Raw genomic sequence first — 22,189 nt, 5'->3', positions numbered from 1 at the left:
GGGCTTGCTTGTCCCGTTGCTGGCGAGCGCGCCGGCCATGGCTCTGACCGATGCAGACGCCCTCGCATTCGCGTCTCTCGATCCCGCCACGCTGTCGTGGGAGATCCTGCTCGACGGTCTCATTATCATTGCATTTCTCTGCGGCATGTTCGTGTGGGTGATGGCCGCACTGCGCCGTGCGCACCGCATCGCCGCGCGGCGTGAGTATTTCGTCTCCTCCGCGCTGAATAATCTGTCGCAAGGCATCGTGATCATCAACGCAAAGCAGGTCGTCACCTATTGCAATGATCACTACCTGCGGATCTACGGTCTGTCGCGCTCCGACATTCGCAAGGGCATGACGCGTTTCGAATTGCTCGAACTGCGTGCCGCGCGCGGCATGTTGACGGACGATGTCGAGACCCATTGCCGGAAGTCGATGGCGCCGGAAGGCTATATCGATGTGCTGCCGGACGGCCGGCGCATCTTCGTCAAGAAGGTGATGCTGGCAAGCGGCGGTCTCGTTTCGACCCACGAGGATCATACCGAGCAGGACAAGCTCTCGCAGGAATTGAAGTCGACCAAGCGCTTCCTCGAGATGGTGCTCGACAACATTCCGTCCGCCGTCATGGTGAAGCGCGTCGACGATGGCAAGTTCGTGCTGGCGAACCGTGCCGCTGAGACGATCCTCAATCGTCGCCGCGAAGCGGTGATCGGCCAGACCGTGATGGAAGCCTATCCCGAGGCGGCGGCGAAGTTCGTGCTTCAGCGCGACGATGGCGCGATCCGGCAAGGTGGCCTCGTCACCGAGGAACATCCGATCCCGACCGATAACGGCCTGCGCCTGTTCGCCACCCGCCGCGTGACGGTGAGCGACGAGAGCGGCGCGCCGCAATATCTCATCAAGACCAGCGATGACATCACCGACCGGCGCGAGACCGAATCGCGCATGGCGCACATGGCTTATCATGACGGTCTGACCGGCATGCCGAACCGCGCCGCGTTCCTGCAGTCGCTGGAGCAGTTGATCGACGCCTGCGGCGATACCGACGAGGAATTCGCGGTGCTGTCGGTCGATCTCCGCCGTTTCCGCGAGATCAACGACGTGCTCGGCCACGAGACGGGCGACAAGCTGCTGATCGAGGTCGCGCAGCGCCTCGAAAAGGCGGCAGGCTCTGGCGTGGTGGCGAGGCTCGGCGGCGACGAATACGGCATCATCATCGACGGCAAGCAGCCCGAGGCGGCGCGCAAGCTGGCCGAACAGGTCTCCGAAGACATCTCCCGCGAGTTCGTCATCGACGGCAAGACGCTGCGGGTCGGCGTCACGGTGGGCGTGTCGATCTTCCCGCGCAACGGAAAGAACGGCGCCGCACTGCTGGCCAACGCCGACGCAGCCTTGAGTCGTGCCAAGGCGCGGGCGGGCGGCTCGATTGTTTTCTATGAAGCCGAGATGGACCAGCAGATCCGCGATCGCCGCGCGCTGCACCACGACCTTTACAACGCGCTGAGCAAGGGTGAACTGTCGCTGCACTACCAGCCGCTCGCGCGCGCCCGCCACAGCGTGTCCGGCGACGACGTGACCGGCTTCGAGGCCCTGGCGCGCTGGATTCATCCGACCCGCGGTTTCGTGCCGCCGTCCGATTTCATCCCGCTTGCGGAAGAAAGCGGCCTGATCGTCGAGATGGGCGAATGGATTTTGCGCGAGGCCTGCCGCGAGGCGGCGTCATGGCCGCGCCATTTGCAGATCGCTGTCAACCTGTCGCCCGCCCAGTTCATGCACGGCGATCTCGTCGGCCTCGTTCATTCCATCCTGCTGGAAACCGGCCTCACGCCCGGCCGGCTCGAACTTGAGATCACCGAGGGCGTGCTGATCGACGATTTCGATCGCGGCCTGTCGCTGCTGCGTCGCCTCAAGGCGCTCGGCGTGCGCATTGCCATGGACGATTTCGGCTCCGGCTATTCGTCGCTCACCTATCTGCAGGCGTTCCCGTTCGACAAGATCAAGATCGACCGTACCTTCGTGATGAATCTCGGCCGCAACCAGCAGTCCTCCGCGATCATCCGCTCGGTGATCGGGCTCGGCCATGGCCTCGGCATTTCCATCGTCGCCGAAGGCGTCGAAACCCAGGACCAGTTGAACTTCCTCGCGGTCGAGGCCTGCGACCATGTTCAGGGCTACCTGCTCGGCAAGCCCGCGCCGATCCCCACCTACGATGCCTGGGTCGGCCGGCTGCCTTATGCCGGCCATGGCAATGTCCACAGCATTCGCCGCGTAGGCTGATATCTCCCTTCCGTTTGCGCGTCGGGTCGTCGCGGCGCGCGCCGCACGGCTTGACAATGCGCACAGTGATGCCAAGAGCATGAGCGCTTTTGGGTTGGCACGCGGCTGGGATAGCCGTCGGTTGGGAGTGCGCGATCGAATGCTTTCGTCACGTCTCGGTCAGATGGATCGTATCGGGTCGGCTCCCTTGACGGCTGCCCCGTTCCGGCCTTTTCCGGCGGTCGTCGCGATATGAACGGCGCGCGTGAGCGTGCGCCGTTGCTGCGCATCGAAAACGTCAGAAAACGGTTTGGCGGCTTCACCGCGGTCGATGGCGTGTCGCTCGATGTCGGCGCGGGTGAGTTCTTCGCGCTGCTCGGGCCGAGCGGCTGCGGCAAGACCACGCTGTTGCGGATGCTCGCGGGCTTTGAGACGCCGGACGAGGGCGGCATCTGGCTCGACGGGGAGAACATTGCCGAGGTGCCGCCGCATCTGCGGCCCGTCAACATGATGTTTCAGAACTATGCGTTGTTTCCGCATCTCAGCGTCGCGGACAACATCGCCTTCGGCCTGAAGCAGGCGGGGATTGCGAAGGGCGAGATTGCCACGCGCGTCGAGGAAATGGTGGCGCTCGGGCGGCTGCAGGGGCTCGAGCGGCGCAAGCCGGATCAGTTGTCGGGCGGTCAGCGCCAGCGGGTGGCGCTGGCGCGCGCATTGGCACGGCGGCCGCGTCTTCTGCTGCTCGATGAGCCGCTTGCCGCGCTCGACAAGAAGCTGCGCGCCGAAACACAGGCCGAGCTCGTGCAGGTGCAGCGCTTGCTCGGGATGTCCTTCATCATCGTCACCCACGATCAGGAAGAGGCGATGACGCTCGCCGACCGCATCGGCGTCATGAACAAAGGTCAGCTCGTGCAGGTCGCACCGCCGCGGATGCTGTACGAGCGGCCGGGCTCGCGCTGGATCGCGGGCTTCGTCGGCGACATCAATCTGTTCGAGGGGCAAGTCGCGGCGCAGGATGACGGGCATGTCAGTGTCGCGACGCAGAATGCCGGCGTGCTGCGCGCGGCGGGTACGGTGACCAACGGACAGGCAGTCTGTCTCGCGGTGCGGCCGGAGAAGCTGACGCTGTCGCGTGATCCGTCGGGCGCGGATGCGAACGCGCGGTCGGGCGAAATCGTCGACATCAATTATCTCGGCGGCCTCTCGCGCTATCGCGTGAAGCTCGCGGGCGGCGACGTCGTCGAGGTCGCGCGCGCCAACGCCACGCGGGACGATGCGGCATTCGAGGCCGGGCAACAGGTCACCGTGTCGTTCGCGCCGAGCGATGCCGTGGTGCTGACGCAATGAACGGCCGCCGCATCTTCACGCGCCCGGCGCGGATCGCGGCAGTCGCGCCGTATCTCTGGATGGTGCTGTTCTTCCTGGTGCCGTTCGGCTTCGTGCTGAAGATTTCGCTGTCGGAAACCGTGATTGCGCAACCGCCTTATCTGCCGACGTTTGATATCTTCGCAGGTTGGGAGGCGTTGCGCGCGGCTCTCGCGAAATTCTCGACTGACAATTTCTATCTGCTCGCGACCGACGACATCTACATCTTCTCTTATTTGCGCAGCGTGACGGTGGCGCTGACGGCGACCGCGATCCTGCTCGTCATCGGTTATCCTGTCGCCTATGCGATGGCGAAGTTGCCGCGGCGATGGCAGGCGATCGCGATGATGCTGGTCGTGGTGCCGTTCTGGACTTCGTTCCTGATCCGCATCTATGCCTGGATCAACATCCTGCAACATGATGGCCTGCTCAATTCGGTGCTGCTTGCGCTCAACATCATCGACAAGCCGATGCCGTGGCTCTCGACCGACAGCGCGATGTATCTCGGTATGGTCTACTCGTATTTTCCGTTCATGATCCTGCCGCTGTTTGCAACGCTGGCGAAGATGGACGGCACGCTGCTGGAAGCAGCGAGCGATCTTGGCTGCTCGCGGCTGAAAGCGTTCTGGTTCATCACCGTGCCGCTGTCGCTGCCTGGCATCGGCGCGGGCGCGCTTCTCTGCTTCATTCCGATCGCGGGCGAGTTCGTGATCCCCGATCTGCTGGCAGGCTCCGACAACATGATGATCGGGCAGACGCTGTGGCTCGAGTTCTTCACCAACCGCGACTGGCCAGTCGCCTCCGCCATCGCGGTGGTGATGCTTGCCCTCCTGTTGGTGCCGCTTCTCGTCTACGAGCACATCCAGCGCAAGCAACTGGAGCACGGCTGATGGCGCGCTCGTTGCACAAGCCATCGGCGGTGAACATCGCGGCCCTCGCGCTCGGGCTTGCGTTTCTTTATCTGCCGATCGTCATTCTCGTGATCTATTCGTTCAACGCCTCGCGCCTCGTCACGGTGTGGGGGGGCTGGTCGCTGCAATGGTATCGCGAGCTGTTCAACGACGGCGCGATGCTGTCCGCCGCCTGGATGAGCCTGCGGGTCGGCGTCGTTGCGGCGTCTGCTGCGACCGTGCTCGGCACACTGGCGGCGATCGGCCTTGCGCGCGGCGGCTTCTTCCGTGGTCGCACCCTGTTCTCCGGCATGCTGTATGCGCCGCTGGTGATGCCCGAAGTCATCACCGGGCTGTCGCTGCTTCTGCTGTTCGTCGCCATCGATGCCGGGCGCGGGTTCTGGACGGTGACGCTCGCCCACACCACGCTGACGATGTGTTTTGTGACCGTGGTGGTGCAGGCGCGATTGAACGGGCTCGACCGCAGTCTCGAGGAGGCCGCGATGGATCTGGGGTGCAGCCCGGCGCGGGCGTTTGCGTCGGTGACGCTGCCGCTGATCTGGCCGTCGATCGCAGCGGGTTGGATGCTGGCGTTCACGCTGTCGCTTGATGATCTGGTGATCGCGAGTTTCACCACGGGACCGGGCTCCTCGACGCTGCCGATCCGCATCTATTCGGAGGTGCGCCTTGGCGTGAAGCCGGAGATCAATGCCGTGTGTACGTTGATCGTGGCATTCGTTGCGACCGTCATCGTGGTCGCCTCGCTGGCGTCGAAGCTGTCGAACGACCGCGGCGAGAACGCCGCGCCGTTGTGATCCTCTCGCTTTTCCGAGAAGTCATGCGCGGACTTGATCCGCGCATCCATCTTTTGAAAAGGTGATGGATTGCCGGGGCGAAAGGGCGTTCATGCCCGTCTTTGACGGGCTATGCCCGGCAATGACGTCGGAGAATTTCTATTAATTCGCCTGCGGCGCAGCCGGTGCCGCTGCAGCAGGCGCTTCCGCGGCAGGCGGAGTGCCGGGCGCGGGCGCAGGTGGTGCGGCCTCGACAGCAGGAGCGGGCTTCTTGCCGGACAGCCGCTCGATCACGGCCTTCACGGCATCATGCGCCTTGTGACTCTTGAGAGAGTCGAGCAGCGGCGCGGTGACGGTCGAGCGCCGGATGAGGATGTCGGAATCCGGCAGGATCAGCGGATCGTCCCACGGCCCCTGCACGACGAACGGCAACTGAAACTCCGGCGGTGCGCCAGCCGCAGCCTTCAGTTCGGCGACGCCCTTGAGGTCATATTCGCGCGAGGGAATCGAGGCTTCGCCCGCGAGCGTCACGCGCGTCGCCGGGCCGTCGAGTTCGATGCTCTCCGCATGCGCCATGCCGTCGCGGATGGTGACGGATATCTGCAGCTTGTCGAACGGCGTGTTGCCGCTGCGGAAGCTGCCTGCGCCGGACAGCGGTCGCCGCTCCAGCCGCCGCAGCAACTGCTCGATGTTGAAGCCGGAAAGCGCGCCGTCGCGCCCCATCAGGGTGGCGCTGCCGTCGAGCGTCTGCGTCAGCGCGAAGGCGCTGCCGCCTTGCGCTTCCAGCGTCAGATTGAGGTCGCCCCGGCCGCGCAGCGAGCGGATGTTGAAGAGCTCCGCCGCACCCGCTTCGAGATCGACATCGGTGAAGCCGACCTGCGCCTTGACGTTGGCGCCGTCGTCGATGCGGCCGACCGAGAGCGAGCCCTTGACGATGCCGCCGAAGACCTGCGCCTCGCCGATCGAGAGCGCGAGCGTGCCGTTGCGCAGGTTGGCGCCGAGCGCGGTGCGGCCGAGCCGCGAGCCGCCCACCGCCACTTTCGCCGCCGAGAGGCGGATATCGAGATTGGTTTCCGACAACGCCCGCAGGTCGAAGGGCTGGCGGCTCCATTCGTGCGTGGTGGCGAGCAGGCGGATGGTGCCGAGATAGGGCGTGAGGTCGAGGGCGTCGGCGGCAAGCGTGCCCTGCAGGGTGCGCTGGCCGGTGGTGTTGTTGAAGGTGAGAACGCCCTCGGCGGCGTTGCCGTCGAGCGTGGTGTTGACGTTGGTGAGCGCCACCGAACTGCCGACGAGGTTGGCGCGCGCCTTGAGCGAGAACGGGCCGAAGCCGTTGGCGCCGGGCAGTTCATGTCCGGCCCAGCGCATCATCCCGCGCAGCGAGGGCATGTCGGCGGCAAGCGTGCCTTCGAGCAGCAGGCTCGAGCGGTTGGTCATCGTGCCGTCGAACGAGAGCTTCAACGGTGTGCCGACAAGCTTGACCTTCAGGCCGGACTTCTCGCCGTTCACCGCAGCGAGGAAATCGGCGATGGTGAAATTGCCGTCGAGCCGTTCGTTATGCCAGGTGGCTTCGCCGCGCATCGAGAACACGCGCGAACTCGAGGGCAGGGAAATCGCAAGGTCGATGCCGCCGACCGTTTCCTTCAGATTATTCTTGGTATCGCGATAGAGCAGCGTGCCGTCGGTGATCCTGACATCGGAGAACCAGACGTCGCGCGTCGCCGCGGGCTTCACCGATTGCGCGAAGGCCTGAATGACCGGCGCCCAGTTCGAGCGGCCGTCCTGATCGACGCTGACATGGATGCGCGGCGCAAGCAGCACGACGTCGGTGACGCGGGTGTGGCCTGCGATGAGGCCGAACAGGCTGAGCTTCGCTTGCAGGCGGTCGCTGCGCAGCGGCGGCTCGTCGTTGGTGGCGCCTTTCAACGCAACGCCGTCGAGCGTGACGCGTGCGGAGGGGAAGAGCGAGATATCGGTCCGGCCGCTGACCGCAAGCTCGAGACCCGTCGCGTCGCGGATCTGTGCCTCGACAGCCGCGCGGACGGCCTCGCGATCGATCAGCCACGAGCCGGCGAGAAGCCCCGCGAAAAGAACGCCGAGGACGACCGCGACGGGCAAGGCAAGGCGTCTGATCGCGTGCGTGGTCAAATAGAACAGTCCGGTTGTTTGCTGGAGGCTGCAGGCGGTCGTGCCGCCCGGCCGCGGGGCAACTTGATCTGTTTTCTTGACGCTTTCAAGGCTCGGGAGGCCTCGCCGCACCGGAGAAAAGGGCGCAGAAGTGGGCGTTGCGGACATCGCGGGGTCATGCATCGGGGCGATGATGGGGCGGGGCGGATGTTCTTTGGCTCAATTGACGGCTTTTCCGGATTCCGCCTAAGAACGTACCCAGCCCTGCGGCTCCCCGCCGCGTCCACCAGAATGGGTTGCACATGAACAAGGTCTATCCTGACGCCAAATCCGCGCTGGAGGGCACGCTGTCCGACGGCATGATGATCATGTCCGGCGGTTTCGGCCTCTGCGGCATTCCCGAGACGCTCGCGAACGCGATCTGCGAAACCGGCGTGAAGAACCTCACGGTCGTTTCCAACAACGCGGCCGTCGACGGCATCGGCCTCGGCAAGATGCTGGAGAAGAAGCAGATCAAGAAAATGATCTCCTCCTATGTCGGCGAGAACAAGACGTTCGCGCAGATGTTCCTCGCGGGCGAACTCGAGCTTGAATTCAACCCGCAGGGCACGCTGGCCGAGCGCATCCGCGCAGGCGGCGCGGGCATTCCCGCCTTCTACACCAAGACCGGCGTCGGCACGCTCGCGGCGGAAGGCAAGGAACTGAAGGAGTTCGACGGCGAGACCTATGTGATGGAGCGCGCGCTGTTCGCCGATCTCTCCATCGTCCACGCCTGGAAGGGCGATACCGCAGGCAATCTGATCTATCGGAAGACCGCGCGGAACTTCAATCCGATGATGGCGAGCGCCTCGCGCATGACGATTGCGGAAGTCGAGCATCTGGTGCCCGCGGGCGAACTCGATCCCGACCAGATCCATACGCCCGGCATTTTCGTCAAGCGCATCGTCGCGGTCGATCCTGCACTGAAACACATCGAGCAGCGCACCGTGCGCCAGCGCGCTTAATTTTTTCAGGAGACACATCATGGCCTGGACCCGTGAACAGATGGCAGCACGCGTCGCCAAGGAATTGCGCGACGGTTACTACGTCAATCTCGGCATCGGCATTCCGACGCTGGTGTCGAACTACATTCCTGACGGCATGGACGTGAACCTGCAGAGTGAGAACGGCATGCTCGGCACCGGGCCGTTCCCCTATGAGGGCGAGGAAGACCCCGACCTCATCAACGCCGGCAAGCAGACCGTCACCGAACTGCCGACCACCAGCTATTTCTCCAGCGCGGATTCGTTCGGCATGATCCGCGGCGGCCACATCGATCTGTCGATCCTCGGCGCGATGCAGGTGTCCGAAGAAGGCGATCTCGCCAACTGGATGATCCCCGGCAAGGTGGTGAAGGGCATGGGCGGCGCGATGGATCTCGTCGCGGGCGTCAAGCGCGTCGTCGTGGTGATGGAGCACACCGCCAAGGACGGCCCGAAGCTTCTGCACAAATGCACGCTGCCGCTGACCGGGCAGAAGGTCGTCGATCTTCTCGTCACCGATCTTGCGGTGTTCACCATCGACAAGCATGGCCCCGGCGGCATGCAGCTCATCGAGCTGGCCGACGGCGTTTCGCTCGACGAGGTCAAGGCCAAGACCGAAGCCAACTACACGGTGGCGCTGGGGTAGGGCCGCTTACGCGGGCCCGCTCGGCACGTCGGAGAAGCGCGCGAGCCACGCCACCGGGCCGATGCTCGCCGCGACGATCAGCAGGGCGGCGAGCGCGCCGTCCTCGAAGCTGCCGCGGCTCGCGTATTGATAGATCGAGGTCGCGAGCGTCTCGACATTCATCGGCCGCAGCAGCAGCGTCGCCGGTAATTCCTTCAGGCAATCGACGAACACGACAATCGCCGCGCCGAGAAGTGCGGGCGTCAGCAGCGGCAGGTGCACCTTGCGCAGCGTCGTCAGCCGGCTTGCGCCGGCAATTGCGGCGCTGTCGTCGTAGTCGCGCGGAATCCGCGCAAATCCCGCTTCGATGAAGCCGGCGGGTACTGCGAGAAAGCGCACCACATAGGCGATCACCACCGCCGCGCCGGAGCCGATCAGCACCAGGCCCGGCGTTGCAAATCCCATGGTGCGCGCCAACGTGTTGGCGGCGTTGTCGACCGTGAGCAGCGGCGCGAGCAGGCCGAGCGCCAGCACGAGGCCCGGCAGCGCATAGCCCGCGCGCGCGATGGCGCCGAGCGTGGTGCGCAGCCGTCCCGGCCGCCAGCGGGAGGCGAGCACGACCGCGAGGCCAAGCAGCAGCGCAATGGCGGTCGCGATTGCGGCGTAGGCGAACGAGTGCAGCGCCTCTTCAAGCAGCGCCGTCCGGCTGTGATCGGCGAGACCGCGCCGCAGGCTTTCGCGGATCAGGAACAGGAGCGGCACGACGAAGCCGAGGAGCGCAGGCAGCATGCAGGCGACAGTCGCCGCCCAGCCCTTTGCACCCGCGATGCGGCGGCGGCGGATCGTGCGCGGATTTTCCGCGCCCGCATAGGTGCGGTGGCGGCGGCCCTGCCGCTCCAGCACGACGAGCAATGCGACGAAGAGAAGCGCGAGCAGCGCAATCTGCGCCGCGCCGGGCAGGCTAGAGCGGTTGAGCCAGGTATTGAAGATCGACACCGTGAAGGTGCGCACGCCGAGATATTCGCTGGCGCCGATGTCGTTCAGCGTTTCCAGCGACACCAGCGCAAGACCGACCGCGAGTGCGGGCCGCGCCATCGGCAGCGTCACCCGCCACGCGATGGCCCACGGCCCCGCGCGCAGCATGCGCGCCGCCTCCAGCGCATCGAGGCCCTGGGTCTGGAACATCGCGCGCGCCGAGAGGAACACGTAAGGATAGAGCACGAGGCCGATGATGAGGATTGCGCCCGGCAACGAGCGCAGATTGGGTAACCACATCGCGGCTTGCTGTGCAGGCACCAGCACGCTGAGCATCTTGTGGGCGAGGCCGAGCGGCTCGAACAGATCGGCATAGACGTAAGCCGCGATGTAGGTCGGGATCGCGAGCGGCATCGGCAGCAGCCATACGAGGAGGCTTCGCCCCGGAAAGTCATGCGCGGTGACAAGCCACGCGGTGCCCGCGCCGATGATAAGCGTGACGACGGCCACGCCAGCGAGAAGCAGCAGCGTGTCGCGCAACGTGCCCGGCAGCACATAGGAGATGAGGTGCGGCCACAGTTCGGGGACGGGCTGCGCGGCAAGCACGAAAATGCTTGCGACCGGCAGCGCCACCAGCGCTGCGGTGAGCGTCGCAATCACCCGCACGGTGGTCTCGCCACCATTCCCACGCGCAGGAGCCCGCGCAAAGCGCGCGGCCGATGCGTCGATATGGGGCGAAGTCGAATGCAAACGATCCCTCATCCGGCAAGGTCCGGCCGCCTCTCTCCGAAAATGGAGAGAGGCGAGAGGGACGGCGGTCCCGACGGCTGTGCCGTCCGGCCGGGTCCGCGTTTAGTTGTCAAACCCGACCTTGTCCACCAGTGCGGACGCCGCCTTGCGGTTCTTGGCGATGTCGGCGATCGGCAGCTTGTCCGCGTTGAGCGTGCCGTAACCCGCAATGGTCGGATTGACGGTCGTGCCCGCACGCACCGGATATTCGTAGTTGGCATCGGCGTAGAGCTTCTGCGCGGTGTCGCTCAGCAGCCACTCGATCAGCTTGACGCCGTTGGCGCGGTTCGGTGCATTCTTTATCAAGAGCACGCCCGACAGGTTCACATGCGTGCCTCCGCCTGCGAACGTCGGCAGCACCACGCGCGTTGCCTCCGCCCACAGCTTCTTGTCCGGGTCCTTGTTCATCATCAGCGCCCAGTAATAGGTGTTGCCGATGCCGAGATCACACTTGCCGGCCGCCACGTCGCGCGCCGTCTCGCGGTCGCCGCCGGAAGGCTTCTGCGCCAGATTGGCCTTCAGGCCGCGCAGCCATTCCTCGGTCTTGGCCTCGCCGTGGTGGGCGAGATAGGCCGCGAACAGCGCGTTGTTATAGATATGCTGGCCGGAGCGGATGCAGATCTTGCCCTTCCACTTCGGGTCGGCGAGCTCCTCGTAGGTGATCGCCTCCTGCTTGACGCGGTCCTTCGAGGCATAGATCACGCGGGCGCGCATCGAAATGCCGGTCCAGTTGTCGCTCGGGTCGCGATACTGTGCCGGAACGGTGCTGTTCACGACCTCGGACTTGATCGGCTGGCTGATGCCGGCCGCGACCGCCTCGTCGATGCGGCCGATATCGACGGTCAGCATCACGTCGGCCGGGCTGTTGGCGCCCTCGCTCTTGATGCGCTGCTCGAGGCCGGAACTGGCCGAGACGACGTTGACCTTGATGCCGGTGTCCTTGGTAAAGGCATCGAACAGGGGCTGCACCAGCTTGGTTTCGCGATAGCTGTAGACGTTGACTTCGCCGGACTGGGCGAGCGCCGGGGCGGCGCTGAAAAGGATGGCGCAGGACATCAGGACAGCGCGGGCGGGAAGACGGTTCGACATGTTCAAGGACCTGTTTGCTCGTGGACCGGATGTATCCGCCTGCGCGCGACGCAGGGCAATGCCAGCGTCGGTTGCGGGGCGGATATTGTCTGTAACGCAATGAAAAAAAGGTGGGCGCGTGACGCAGTGTCGCGAAATGCGGTGTTTATAGTGATTCCAAACTTCGGAAGCGTCAGACCGCCTGCGCGGCGGCCTGAGAAAACACCGCCTCGATCAGCGTACCGGCGTTCGGCGCGCTTTTGATGTGGAAGCGGCCGCGGTTGGCCTCGATCAGCGCCTTGGCGCGCGACAGGTTGGCGCCGTTGCCGGCCGCGACTTCATCGGCGGGAGAGGGCGTGCGGAACGGTGCCATCGCCGCGGCGATTTCGTTGTCGTTCATGCCCTGACCGGTGTCGCGGATGCGCAGCGCGACTTCGCCGAGGTCGGTGAGCGCGGTCGAGACGATCACCTGCCCGCCGGCATTGGCGAGATGGATCGCGGTGCCGATCAGCGTCAGTGCGATCTGGCGCAGCGCATGCGTGTCGGCTTCGATGTTCGGCAGACCATGGGTCAGCGACGAGCGGATGATGATGCGCTCGCGGTTGGCCTGCGGCTGCATCATGCCGACGCACTGCTCGACGAGTGCGTTGAGGTCCTGCGGTGTGAAATCGAGATCGAGCTTGCCGGATTCGATCCGCGACAGATCAAGCATGTCGTCGATGATGGAAATCACGCGCTCGCCGGAGGCGCGGATGTCCTTCATGTAGTCGATGTAGCGCTCGTTGCCGAGAGCGCCGAACCGCTCCTCGATCATCACGTCGGCAAAGCCGATGATGGCACTGACCGGGGCGCGCACTTCGTGGCTCAGTCGCGCGAGCAGATCGGCCTTGGCGCTCGCCGCTTTCTCGTCGGCGCGCTTGGCCTGTTCGGCGGCGCGGAGCGGCGACGCCACGGGCGCAGTGAAAGCCGGCGGCGGCTTGTCGCGGAACACTGCGAAATAGCGCGCGCGTCCGGGCCTGGTGCGTCCCATGGTGACGGAGAGTGCCATCGCGCCACCGTCGGGTGCGCGGCCGAGCACGTCGCGGCCCTGCTCGAACAGGCTTTCCATCGCATCGGACTTGATGTCCTCGAGATAGTCGAGCACGGCGCGCTGGCTTTCCGGCGCGAACAGTTCGATCAGGTTCTGGCCTTCGAGGTCGGTGCCGTCGCGGCTGAACAGCGCCTCCGCGCTGCGGTTGCAGGCGATGACGCGGCCGTCGCCGTCGAACATCACGACGCCCTCGGCGGTGGTCTCGAGAATGGTAGCGAGTTCGTCCGCTTCAATGCGCGCCTCTGCGGGCGGCGGTGGTTCAGCTATCGCAACAGGCGCAGCGTGCTCCGCCTGCGGCTGTGGGGAGTCGGGGGACAGGATCAGCGCCAGCGCGCTCTCGCCGTCCCAATCGATGGTGTGCAGGCGCGCGTTGCGGCCGTTATCTTCGCCCATCGCCAGAGTGGAGACCTTGATCGGTGTGCCGTCGTCGGCAGCAGATACATCCGCAACGCCGGGTCCAACATAAAGCGCGCCAAGGCCGCCATCCTTGTTGAGCGCGGCAAGCGAGGCATAGCCGGTCGCCGCAAGAAACGTGGCGTTGGCGTGCAACAGGCGATCGGCGCGATAGATCAGCACGCCGAGCGGAAGCCGGTCGATCAGCGAGGTGTTTTGCGATGGCGCGGGCCGCCGCAGTTGCGTGGACGCCTCATCGGGCGTGGCGTCTTCTTCAGTGTCGAAAATCGCATCGTCGTGCGGTTGTTCGGCCGTACTGTCGTCAGCTTCTTCCGCGTGCAGGGCGCTACGCCGCTGTTCTACTTCGCTCTCCAGCCGCGCGGACAATTGCCGCGCCAGCTCCTGAAACGCGTTGGTCTCACCCGGCGTCAGAGCCAGCGTCGGCCCGTCGTCGTTCGCGGGACGGAACGGCACCACGTTCGCAGGGGCTTCGATCGCCTCGATGGTCTCGGGCTCAGCTTCATGCGTAGGAGGCTCGTGGGCAGGAGGCTCGTGCATCTCCGCGATCGCAACAGGCTCCTGTGCCTCAGGCTGTTCGTGTGTCTGCGAAGCCGGTGCTGTGGCGGGCGTCGAGCCGAACAACGCATCGCGGCGGCGTTGCGCGGCGAGGCGGGTGAGGCCGTCGAGATCGCGGCAGATGCCGAAGCCACGATAGCCCGCGAACGTGCGGTCGCGGCCATAGACCGGCAGGCCCGACAGTTCGACCGGCAACCGCCCGCTCACGCCGTCGACCGGCCAGTGCAGCAGAATGCCGCTGAACGTCGCGCGGGTTGCCACCGCCTGTGCGACGTGATCCTCGGGATCGAGCGTAAGCTCGGTGCTGACCTCGCTCCATTTCCGGCTGAAGGCCGCGGTGGTCTGCACGCCGATCAGATGAGTGAATTCGTCGGAGCCAAGCGAAAAGCGCCCCTCGGCGTCCATCGCCCAGGTGAAGCGCAGCGGATGCCGCCGCCGCACGGCGGGGTCGTCCGGGAGCGGGAGAAGCTCGGACGGCGCAGCCGGGGCCATGCCGGAGCTGGTCTCCGGGGCCGCGCTGTCATCCATAGGGGTGTCGTCCGGCATCGCAAATCCTGGCGCGGCCGGCTCATTCCCGGCGGCCGCGCGTGAAGCCGCAGCGTCGCCGTTTGCGGCGGTTCCGGCAACAGGGGCGGGCGCGGCGTCAACGGGTTTGTCGGGCTGCGCTGGAGCCGCGACAGGCGCAGGCACAGCCGCGCTAGGCAGTAACAGGATCAGCGCGCTCTCTGCCCCGCTGCCGGCGCGGTGGAGCGTGGCGGGTCCGAGTGGTGTGTCGAGAGTTGTCGAACCTTGCTTGATGTCGGCCTCGCGCACGCCATCCAGAAGGCGCGGCGCGACGGATGTGAGGTCGCCCAGCATCCGCGCAGCGGAGTTGGCGGCGAGGGGCCGTCCCTCGGCGAAAGCAATCGCGGGCTGCTCGATGCTCTCGATCAGCGCGGCGACACGCTCGGAGAACGCCGGCACTCTCGTCCACGGCAATTCGGCCGCGATCAGGATGCCCTCGGTGCCCCTGAGCGAGACTTTTGCGCAGCCGCAGGTCATCAGCCCGCCGAGCGGCGCGCCGAATCCCCGCAGCCGCTCGAGCCGCAATGCCCCCGATGATGAGAGGCGCGGAGCCAACTGCTTCACCTGGCGGCGGTGCGGATCGGCCGGGCCGAAGTGCTTGGCGAGCAGTGCGGCTTCGTTGTCCGCGCCGAAGAAAGCGCAGCCTGCGGCATTTGCCCAGAGCAGATGCTCGCCGTCAGTCGACCACACCCAGGCGGGGGCTGCGGCGAGAGAGAGCGCCGCAAGCCGCTCGTCATGGATCGCCAGCAGGGAAAAATCGGCTGTAGGCACGCGAAAAACCACTCCGGACCGGTTCGAATTCAGCCGCACGATGTGAGGCTTGCAGGCTGATTATCAATGGGGGTGCAGGCGAGTCCACCATACGGACCGTGCGGGCGGCGCAATCGGGCGGTAGCGTTAACCCTGCGTCGTGACGGCGCACCGCCACTTTCGTCGGCGATTGCAAAAAAAGCCCGATGCGGCACGATGGACGTCCGACGGCTGTCACGCCGTGCTGGCAGGATGAGGAACGCTTTGGCCTGACCGCCCGTTGCTCATCAAGAGGCCGGCTTGCAGGCCGAATGACAGACGCGATGCACAGGAGCGACGCCATGGCTGACAACACTCGTTTCGAAATTCCTCAGGAAATGCGTTCGATGGCCGAAGCGAGCTTCGATCAGGCCCGCAAGGCGTTCGAGAGCTTCCTCGGGCAGGCGCACCAGACCGCAAGCGCGCTGTCCGGGACCGGCGAGGCCGCCCGCGCCAACGCCAAGGACATCACCACCAAGGCGATCTCCTTTGCCGAGAAGAACGTGCAGGCCTCGCTCAACTACGCCCAGCAACTCGTCCATGCCTCGGACCTCACCGAGATCATGCGGCTCCACTCCGAATATGTGCAGGCGCAGATGAAGGCCTTGGCCGAGCAGGCCTCGGAAATGGGCCAGGCCGTGACGCGGGCCGCGATGGATACGACAAAGCCACGTTAAAACAGTGGCTTAGAAAATAAATAATGCAATGCAATAAAAATATTGCATTGCACAAAAGAAGCTCTATATTGGTTGCATCAGAGGCTGGTGGCCGGCAATCGCCGGGCTGCGGTGGCCTCCCATGCTGAGGAAAACCAAGCCATGAGCAACCAATTCTTTGCCGTGACCCCGTTCCAGATTCCCGAGCCGTTCCGTGCGTTCGCCGAGAACGGCGTCAACCAGGCCCGTGACGGCTACCAGAAGTTCAAGGCCGCGGCCGAGAGCAACAATGAAGCGCTGGAAGCGGCTTATGCGTCCGCGACCAAGGGTGCGAGTGGTTTCGGCGCCAAGCTCGTCGAGATTGCCCAGACCAACGTGACCTCGTCGTTCGACTTCGCTCAGTCGCTTTTCGGCGTGACTTCGCTACCGGAAGCGCTGGAACTGGTGAGCGCCCATGCCCGCAAGCAGTTCGAAGCGCTGACCGCGCAGTCGCAGGAGCTGGCCGAACTCGGCCAGAAGGTTGCGACCGAGACCGTCGAGCCGATCAAGGCGAGCGTGACCAAGGCTTTCCAAAACGTCGCCTGAAAAGGCTTTCAGGATTGATCTTTCGACGGCCGGGCTTGCCCGGCCGTTTTCGTATGTGTTTCCCACGCGGCAAATTTCCGCGCCGGGTTGCGCTGACCCCGGGATTTGTCAGAATCTCTTGTTACAGAACGGCTTGAGCGGTCTTGCCAAAGCCGGGCCGGGACCCTAGTTTCCGCGCGTTCGCGCCCCTGTTGCGCGACCGAAGGATGCAGTTGTAGCTCAGCTGGTTAGAGCGCCGGATTGTGGATCCGGAGGTCGGTGGTTCGATCCCACCCAACTGTACCATCGCTTTCCCCAGACAATCAGAATCGCCACCATCGCACGCAACTAGATTGCTGGTGCGTGCCCTCGCGTCTGGCCGTTGTCCTCCCTCTCCCCGTTCTTTACGGGGAGAGGGTCAGGGCGAAGGGTTCTTGGTCCAGCAGCTTGCTTTCGATTGTCTGCAGAACGCCGTCGATGTCAGACGTAGAGGCCAACAGGCTCTTGGTGCACAAACTTGCAGTCCGCGATCTGGCGGTTGCCCCTCACCCGGATCGTTTCACGATCCGACCTCTCCCCGCAAGCGGGGCGAGGTTTGGCTCATGCGTTCCTCTTTCTTCTCTCGTTCTTGAGGCGAGGTGATCGTGTCCCGTAAGGAGGAGAGGTAGAGACGTCTCTCCCTCTCCCCGTTCTTAGGGGGAGAGGGTTGGGGTGAGGGGCATCAGCAATCGCACTGCATCCATCCGCATCATCGCAACTCGCGTGGTTGCGTTTGTCGTGACGTACACGGCGTGCGCGACTGCATGGGAGTGACACTTACGCAATACGAAAAAAGCCGGGCAAAAGCCCGGCTAATTAGTCGACAGCCATAAGAGGCCGATGCGATTTCCCTTCTGGAAGCTAGGGCCTGCCAGAAGGGCTCCGATGAAAGTCCGCTGGAGGAGGGGACAGAGAGCGGAAACCATCGGATGCGGATAGTATCGTATCGAACCACTCTGCGCCGCAAGCGCCGGTTTGGTATGTCAGTCATGCACCGGTGAGGTGCGACATTTTTTATACGCGCAAAGACGAATATCGCTTACGAGGGCCAGCGTTGCGCTTTGCTCACGATAAAATCGCGGAACACCTGCACGCGCGCGACAGCTTTCAATTCTTCGGGATAGACGAAGTAGGCATCGAGCTGAATTGAATCGTCTTCGCCGAAAAGTTGAACAAGGCGATTCGTCTCGTCCACGAGATAATCCGGCAGCGCCGCGATACCGATGCCCTGCTGGCACGCGCGCACCAGCCCGAGCACGTTATTCACCTTGAAGAATGGTTCGCGCGGGCCGGAGCCGTTGCGGCCGGCCTCGATCAGCCAGTTTCGGTTCTGCAGATGCGGCGGCAGGATCTGGGCGTTGAGAACGATCAGACGATGATTGTCGAGATCCTCCAGCGTGCGCGGCGTGCCGAACTTCTTGGCGTAGTCCGGCGAGCAGTAGGCGTGGAAGCCGATCGAGAAAAGTTTGCGCTGGATCAAATCCGGCTGCGTCGGCTTGCGGGTGCGCAGCGCGACGTCCGCCTCACGCATCGACAGATCGAGTTCCTCGTCGGTCAGCGTCAGCGAGAGCCGGATTTCCGGATAGAGCGAGGTGAATTCGGTCAGCCGCGGCACCAGCCAGTTGATGCCGAGGCCGGGCGAGGTCGTGACCTTGAGTTCGCCGCTCGGCCGCTCGCGGCTGTCGGTGAGCTTGGCGCGCGCCGCCTGCAACTGCATGAAGACGTCATGCGCCGTGCGGAACAACAGGTCGCCCTGTTCGGTGAGAATGAGACCGCGGGCGTGGCGATGAAACAGCGACACCGAGAGCTCCTGCTCCAGCGCGCTGACCTGCCGCGAGACGGCAGATTGCGACAGCCCAAGCTGCTCGCCGGCGTGGGTGAAGCTCCCGGCTTCTGCCGCGGCGTGGAACACCTTCAGCTTGTCCCAGTCCATGTCGGTCAATCCGTCGTGAGATCGGGCCATGATTACTCCGCTGCGGCGCGTTCGCTCGCACGGGCGGCGAGGAAGCGTTCGGTTTCGAGGGCGGCCATGCAGCCCATGCCTGCCGCCGTCACCGCCTGGCGATAGTGCTCGTCGGCGACGTCACCGGCAGCGAACACGCCGGGCACGGAGGTGGCGGTGGAGTGCGGGGCAATTTCGATATAGCCGGAGGGCGTCAGCGCGAGCTGGCCCTGCACGAGTTCGGTTGCAGGCGCATGGCCGATCGCGATGAAGACGCCGTCGGTGGTGCGCTCGGTGATCGCACCGGTCTTGAGATTGCGCAGGCGCACATGCGTGACCTTTGAGGGATCCTGCGAGCCGACGATCTCGGCGATCTCGCTGTCCCATACCACCTTGATTTTCGGATGCTTGAACAGCCGCTCCTGCAGGATGCGCTCGGCGCGCAGGCTGTCGCGGCGGTGGACGAGCGTCACCGATGAAGCGTGATTGGTGAGGTAGAGCGCTTCCTCGACCGCAGTGTTGCCGCCGCCGACCACGAACACGTCCTTGTTGCGATAGAAGAAGCCGTCGCAGGTGGCGCAGGCCGAAACGCCAAAGCCCTTGAACTTGTCTTCCGAGGGCAGGCCGAGCCAGCGTGCCTGCGCGCCGGTTGCGATGATCACCGCGTCTGCAAGATAGACGTCGCCGGAATCGCAGGTGATGCGGAACGGCGACTGCGCAAGCTCGAGCTTGTTGACATGGTCGGTGACGATCTTGGTGCCGACATGGATCGCCTGCTTCTCCATCTCGGTCATCAGCCACGGACCCTGAATGGTCTCGGCGAAGCCGGGGAAGTTCTCGACGTCGGTGGTGATGGTGAGCTGGCCGCCGGGCTGGATGCCCTGGATCAGCACAGGCTCGAGCATCGCACGTGCAGCATAAATGGCAGCGGTATAGCCAGCAGGGCCGGAACCGATGATGACGACTTTTGCGGAAATGGGGCCGGCCATGGACAACCTTTCAACTTGACCTTGAGGACATCGGGCGCCCGGGCAGACGGTGGAAAAATCGGTGCGAAATGCAGAGAAACGGCCACCGCCGCAGCGCAAAACTGTCCTGCCGGGGAATGTAGGCTATCCGCGGAGCTATGCAAGATTTGCAACCCCCTCGGTACAATTTTCCCCAGACCAACGGACGCGGGACTTCGTGTAATAAAATTGCGCAAAGCCGGAGAGGCCGCTACAAGCTCGAATTGTTGCGCCGCGAATAAACGCGCCGGGGGACCAATGTGAGCAGACAACTCGACGCCATCGACCTCAAGATTTTGCACGAACTGCAGGAGGATGGCCGCATCACGAATGTTGAACTCGCCAAGCGCGTCGGCATCTCGCCGCCGCCCTGTCTGCGCCGGGTGCGGGCGCTCGAAGAGGAAGGTTATATCCAGGGTTATCGCGGGCTGATCGATCCGAAGCGTCTCGGCTTCGACGTCACGGTGTTTGCGTCCGTCCATCTGTCGAGCCAGTCGGATGCCGACCTGCGTGCGTTCGAGGCGTTCGTGAATGCGCAGCCCCTGGTGCGTGAATGCTGGATGCTTTCGGGCGAAGTGGATTTCATTCTGAAGTGCGTTGCCGCCGACATGGCGACCTTTCAGGAGTTCGTGACGCAACTCACCGCCGCGCCCCATGTGCAGAACGTGCGCACCTCGCTGGTGCTGCAGAATTCCAAATACGCGCCCGCGGTGCCGCTCGAACTGAAAATCTGAACCCGCGCATGACCGCGTTGCGCGAACGCGGCTTCTGGTGGGCCGCAATTCCACGATAGATATCGTCTGCGCGTTCGCTCCCTCGGGGAGCGGCGCGTTTTTCATGCGGAGCGCGGGTGCCGTTTCGGCGCGCATGTCTCGGGGGCTGATGTGACGCTCATCGATTTTCTGCTGCTGGCCGGTGGCGGCTTCCTTGCCGGCGTCGTCAATTCCGTGGCCGGTGGCGGCACGTTTCTGTCGTTCGCGGCGATGGTCGCCTGCGGACTGACGCCGCTCGAGGCGAACGCCACCAGCGCGGTCGCGATCGCACCGTCCAATCTCGCAACCGTGGCGGCCTATCGCCACGAGGTGAAATCGCATTGGCGGGAGCTCATTCCCTTCGCCATCATCGGCGTGATCGGCGGCGCCATTGGCGCGTGGCTGTTGATCTGGCTCGGCAATGCCGGCTTCAAACCGCTGGTGCCGTGGCTCTTGTTGTTCGCAACGCTGTTGTTCGCCTTCAGCGGGCCGATCCGGTCACTGGTCGAGCCGTGGTCGCAGCGCTCGGGGATGAGCGTGCGCATCGCCGCCTATGGATTGATGATCGTGGTCTCGATCTATGGCGGATTTTTCGGCGCGGGCATCGGCTTCGTCATCCTCGCCGCGCTGCTCATTCTTGAGGGCGGCGATTATCACAAGGCCAATGCGATCCGCATCACCATCGCGTTTCTGATTCAGGCGGTGGCGGCGGTGCTGCTGATCTTCGGCGGCCTCGTGCACTGGCCGCATGCGATCGTGACGATGATCGCAGCATCGGTCACCGGCTATTACGGTGTCGGCTGGGTGAAGCGGCTGCCGGAGGCGGTGGTCCGTGCCGTGGTGGTGGCCATCGGCGCGGCGCTGACGATCGTGTTCTTCGTCAAGGGATAGCGCAAAGAAAGAAGAGCGCAGCGGGTGCTGCGCTCTCGTTGCTCTCTTTTGTGTGTTGCTTACTTCTTGCCGCGAATGGCGTCGAGGCTCCACGGCCCCGGACCGGCCGCAACGAAATACAGAAACACGAAGCAGTACAGCACCGCGAGTTCGCCGCCGTTCGCGATCGGGTAGAAGCTCTTGCCCGCATGCGCGATGAAGTAGGCGGCCGCGGTGAGGCCGGAGAGGATGAACGCCGTTGGCCGCGTGAACAGGCCGAGCACGAACAGTGCGCCGCCGATCAGTTCGATGATCCCGGCGATGCCGGAGAGCGACATGATCTGAAGATTGGCGAAGTTGGGCAGGGCCGGAAAGCCGAGCAGCTTCGCCGTTCCGTGCTGAAGAATCTCAAGCCCGGCCATGATACGCAACACACTGAGGAGCTGAGGCCGCCAGGGTACGAGTGTGTTTTCAAGGCTCATGGAGATATCCTTTTCGAGAAATCCGGGATGTATCGGGTGCGAGGCCGGACACAGACTCGCCCTGCATCACTACATACGATGCGGATCGCTGCGACAATGCGACGAGAGTGCTTTCAAATAATTTTAAGGTGAAGTCCTGGGACCGGTCTCGGTCTTGCGATCTGCATCAGGATCGGCCTTGGGATCTGCCTTGGGCTCATCGTCCGGTGCGGTTTGTATGCATTGGACGGTATCGGGCTGACAGGCGGGGCCGATATTGGAGCAGAGCACCGCGCCGTCGTCGCCCTTGCGGCATTGAACGCAGCGGTCGCTCCATTGCAGGCATCGCGGCGGCGGCGCGTGAACGGAGGGCTCGACTGAGCCGTCATTTTGCGCCCGCGCTGGCGGGTCCGGCGGTAGCGGCAGCATGCATTCGGCGTGGGCGAGACTCGCCGTCAGCATGACGGCCAGGGCCAGCATTACGATACGAAAATGCTGCATGTTGTCGGTCCCACAACTCCCGAGTCGTCCCCGCGCAGGCGGGGACCCAGACTTATAAAGTGCGCAGCTGCAGTGCTGCCCGAGCCTAAAAACG

At 64.4% G+C, this 22,189-nt stretch carries 18 protein-coding genes and 1 tRNA gene; 11 read left to right on the top strand and 8 right to left on the bottom strand.

The window, feature by feature from the left end:
* The first annotated feature begins 37 nt into the window (after positions 1-37).
* The 4 genes from OCA5_RS14375 (at position 38) to OCA5_RS14360 (ending at position 5,309) form a co-directional block, all read left to right on the top strand.
* Positions 38-2,260, top strand: coding sequence for a sensor domain-containing protein (locus OCA5_RS14375; RefSeq protein ID WP_049766882.1), 2,223 nt, complete (start codon positions 38-40; stop codon positions 2,258-2,260).
* A gap of 231 nt (positions 2,261-2,491) precedes the next feature.
* Positions 2,492-3,586 (top strand): ABC transporter ATP-binding protein, encoded by a 1,095-nt coding sequence (locus OCA5_RS14370; protein WP_012562276.1) that lies wholly within the window; start codon positions 2,492-2,494, stop codon positions 3,584-3,586.
* Positions 3,583-4,494 carry an ABC transporter permease gene (locus OCA5_RS14365; RefSeq protein WP_012562277.1) on the top strand — a complete coding sequence of 304 codons (912 nt, stop codon included), beginning with the start codon at positions 3,583-3,585 and terminating at the stop codon, positions 4,492-4,494. The genes OCA5_RS14370 and OCA5_RS14365 overlap by 4 nt, the downstream gene beginning before the upstream one ends.
* On the top strand, positions 4,494-5,309 hold the full coding sequence (locus OCA5_RS14360) for an ABC transporter permease (RefSeq protein WP_012562278.1): 816 nt from the start codon (positions 4,494-4,496) through the stop codon (positions 5,307-5,309). Before OCA5_RS14365 ends, OCA5_RS14360 begins: the two co-directional genes overlap by 1 nt.
* A gap of 141 nt (positions 5,310-5,450) precedes the next feature.
* On the opposite strand, the gene OCA5_RS14355 is transcribed toward OCA5_RS14360, so the two are convergent.
* The gene (locus OCA5_RS14355; protein WP_012562279.1) at positions 5,451-7,433 is read right to left on the bottom strand and encodes an AsmA family protein; all 1,983 of its coding nucleotides are present in this window, start codon (positions 7,431-7,433) and stop codon (positions 5,451-5,453) included.
* 281 nt (positions 7,434-7,714) lie between these two features.
* Here OCA5_RS14355 and OCA5_RS14350 point away from each other — a divergent pair, with 281 nt between their 5' ends.
* Complete coding sequence (locus tag OCA5_RS14350) at positions 7,715-8,416, top strand: CoA transferase subunit A (RefSeq protein ID WP_012562281.1); 702 nt, start codon at positions 7,715-7,717, stop codon at positions 8,414-8,416.
* Between the two features lie 19 nt (positions 8,417-8,435).
* Entirely contained in the window at positions 8,436-9,080 is a 645-nt protein-coding gene (locus OCA5_RS14345; protein WP_012562282.1) for a 3-oxoacid CoA-transferase subunit B, read from the top strand.
* 6 nt (positions 9,081-9,086) lie between these two features.
* Here OCA5_RS14345 and OCA5_RS14340 read toward each other — a convergent pair whose 3' ends face one another.
* The 3 genes from OCA5_RS14340 to OCA5_RS14330 form a co-directional block, all read right to left on the bottom strand.
* The gene (locus OCA5_RS14340; protein WP_244396149.1) at positions 9,087-10,796 is read right to left on the bottom strand and encodes an ABC transporter permease; all 1,710 of its coding nucleotides are present in this window, start codon (positions 10,794-10,796) and stop codon (positions 9,087-9,089) included.
* Positions 10,797-10,886: 90 nt separating this feature from the next.
* Positions 10,887-11,879: a Fe(3+) ABC transporter substrate-binding protein gene (locus OCA5_RS14335; RefSeq protein WP_244396184.1), complete on the bottom strand. Its 993-nt coding sequence runs from the start codon at positions 11,877-11,879 to the stop codon at positions 10,887-10,889.
* 205 nt (positions 11,880-12,084) lie between these two features.
* A complete protein-coding gene (locus OCA5_RS14330) occupies positions 12,085-15,285 on the bottom strand; it encodes a sensor histidine kinase (protein ID WP_012562285.1) in 3,201 nt (1,066 codons plus the stop codon).
* A gap of 320 nt (positions 15,286-15,605) precedes the next feature.
* Here OCA5_RS14330 and OCA5_RS14325 point away from each other — a divergent pair, with 320 nt between their 5' ends.
* The 3 genes from OCA5_RS14325 (at position 15,606) to OCA5_RS14315 (ending at position 16,829) form a co-directional block, all read left to right on the top strand.
* Positions 15,606-15,980 (top strand): phasin family protein, encoded by a 375-nt coding sequence (locus OCA5_RS14325; RefSeq protein ID WP_012562286.1) that lies wholly within the window; start codon positions 15,606-15,608, stop codon positions 15,978-15,980.
* A 141-nt stretch (positions 15,981-16,121) separates the two neighbouring features.
* Positions 16,122-16,544 carry a phasin gene (locus OCA5_RS14320; protein ID WP_012562287.1) on the top strand — a complete coding sequence of 141 codons (423 nt, stop codon included), beginning with the start codon at positions 16,122-16,124 and terminating at the stop codon, positions 16,542-16,544.
* A gap of 208 nt (positions 16,545-16,752) precedes the next feature.
* Positions 16,753-16,829: transfer RNA gene (locus OCA5_RS14315), tRNA-His, on the top strand.
* A 772-nt stretch (positions 16,830-17,601) separates the two neighbouring features.
* Here OCA5_RS14315 and OCA5_RS14310 read toward each other — a convergent pair.
* Positions 17,602-18,525: a LysR family transcriptional regulator gene (locus tag OCA5_RS14310; protein WP_013913310.1), complete on the bottom strand. Its 924-nt coding sequence runs from the start codon at positions 18,523-18,525 to the stop codon at positions 17,602-17,604.
* 2 nt (positions 18,526-18,527) lie between these two features.
* Complete coding sequence (gene trxB, locus OCA5_RS14305) at positions 18,528-19,493, bottom strand: thioredoxin-disulfide reductase (RefSeq protein ID WP_013913309.1); 966 nt, start codon at positions 19,491-19,493, stop codon at positions 18,528-18,530.
* Between the two features lie 278 nt (positions 19,494-19,771).
* Here trxB and OCA5_RS14300 point away from each other — a divergent pair, with 278 nt between their 5' ends.
* Both OCA5_RS14300 and OCA5_RS14295 read left to right on the top strand, forming a co-directional pair.
* Complete coding sequence (locus OCA5_RS14300; protein ID WP_012562290.1) at positions 19,772-20,245, top strand: Lrp/AsnC family transcriptional regulator; 474 nt, start codon at positions 19,772-19,774, stop codon at positions 20,243-20,245.
* Positions 20,246-20,395: 150 nt separating this feature from the next.
* The gene (locus OCA5_RS14295; protein WP_012562291.1) at positions 20,396-21,154 is read left to right on the top strand and encodes a sulfite exporter TauE/SafE family protein; all 759 of its coding nucleotides are present in this window, start codon (positions 20,396-20,398) and stop codon (positions 21,152-21,154) included.
* A gap of 59 nt (positions 21,155-21,213) precedes the next feature.
* On the opposite strand, the gene OCA5_RS14290 is transcribed toward OCA5_RS14295, so the two are convergent.
* Both OCA5_RS14290 and OCA5_RS14285 read right to left on the bottom strand, forming a co-directional pair.
* Entirely contained in the window at positions 21,214-21,615 is a 402-nt protein-coding gene (locus OCA5_RS14290; RefSeq protein ID WP_012562292.1) for a DoxX family protein, read from the bottom strand.
* Positions 21,616-21,738: 123 nt separating this feature from the next.
* Positions 21,739-22,095 carry a hypothetical protein gene (locus tag OCA5_RS14285; RefSeq protein ID WP_012562293.1) on the bottom strand — a complete coding sequence of 119 codons (357 nt, stop codon included), beginning with the start codon at positions 22,093-22,095 and terminating at the stop codon, positions 21,739-21,741.
* Positions 22,096-22,189: the final 94 nt, after the last annotated feature.

It is taken from the genome of Afipia carboxidovorans OM5 (assembly GCF_000218565.1).
GTDB lineage: Bacteria > Pseudomonadota > Alphaproteobacteria > Rhizobiales > Xanthobacteraceae > Afipia > Afipia carboxidovorans.
Note: the sequence above shows the minus strand (reverse complement) of the source record. Positions and strands in the feature narration are given on the sequence as shown.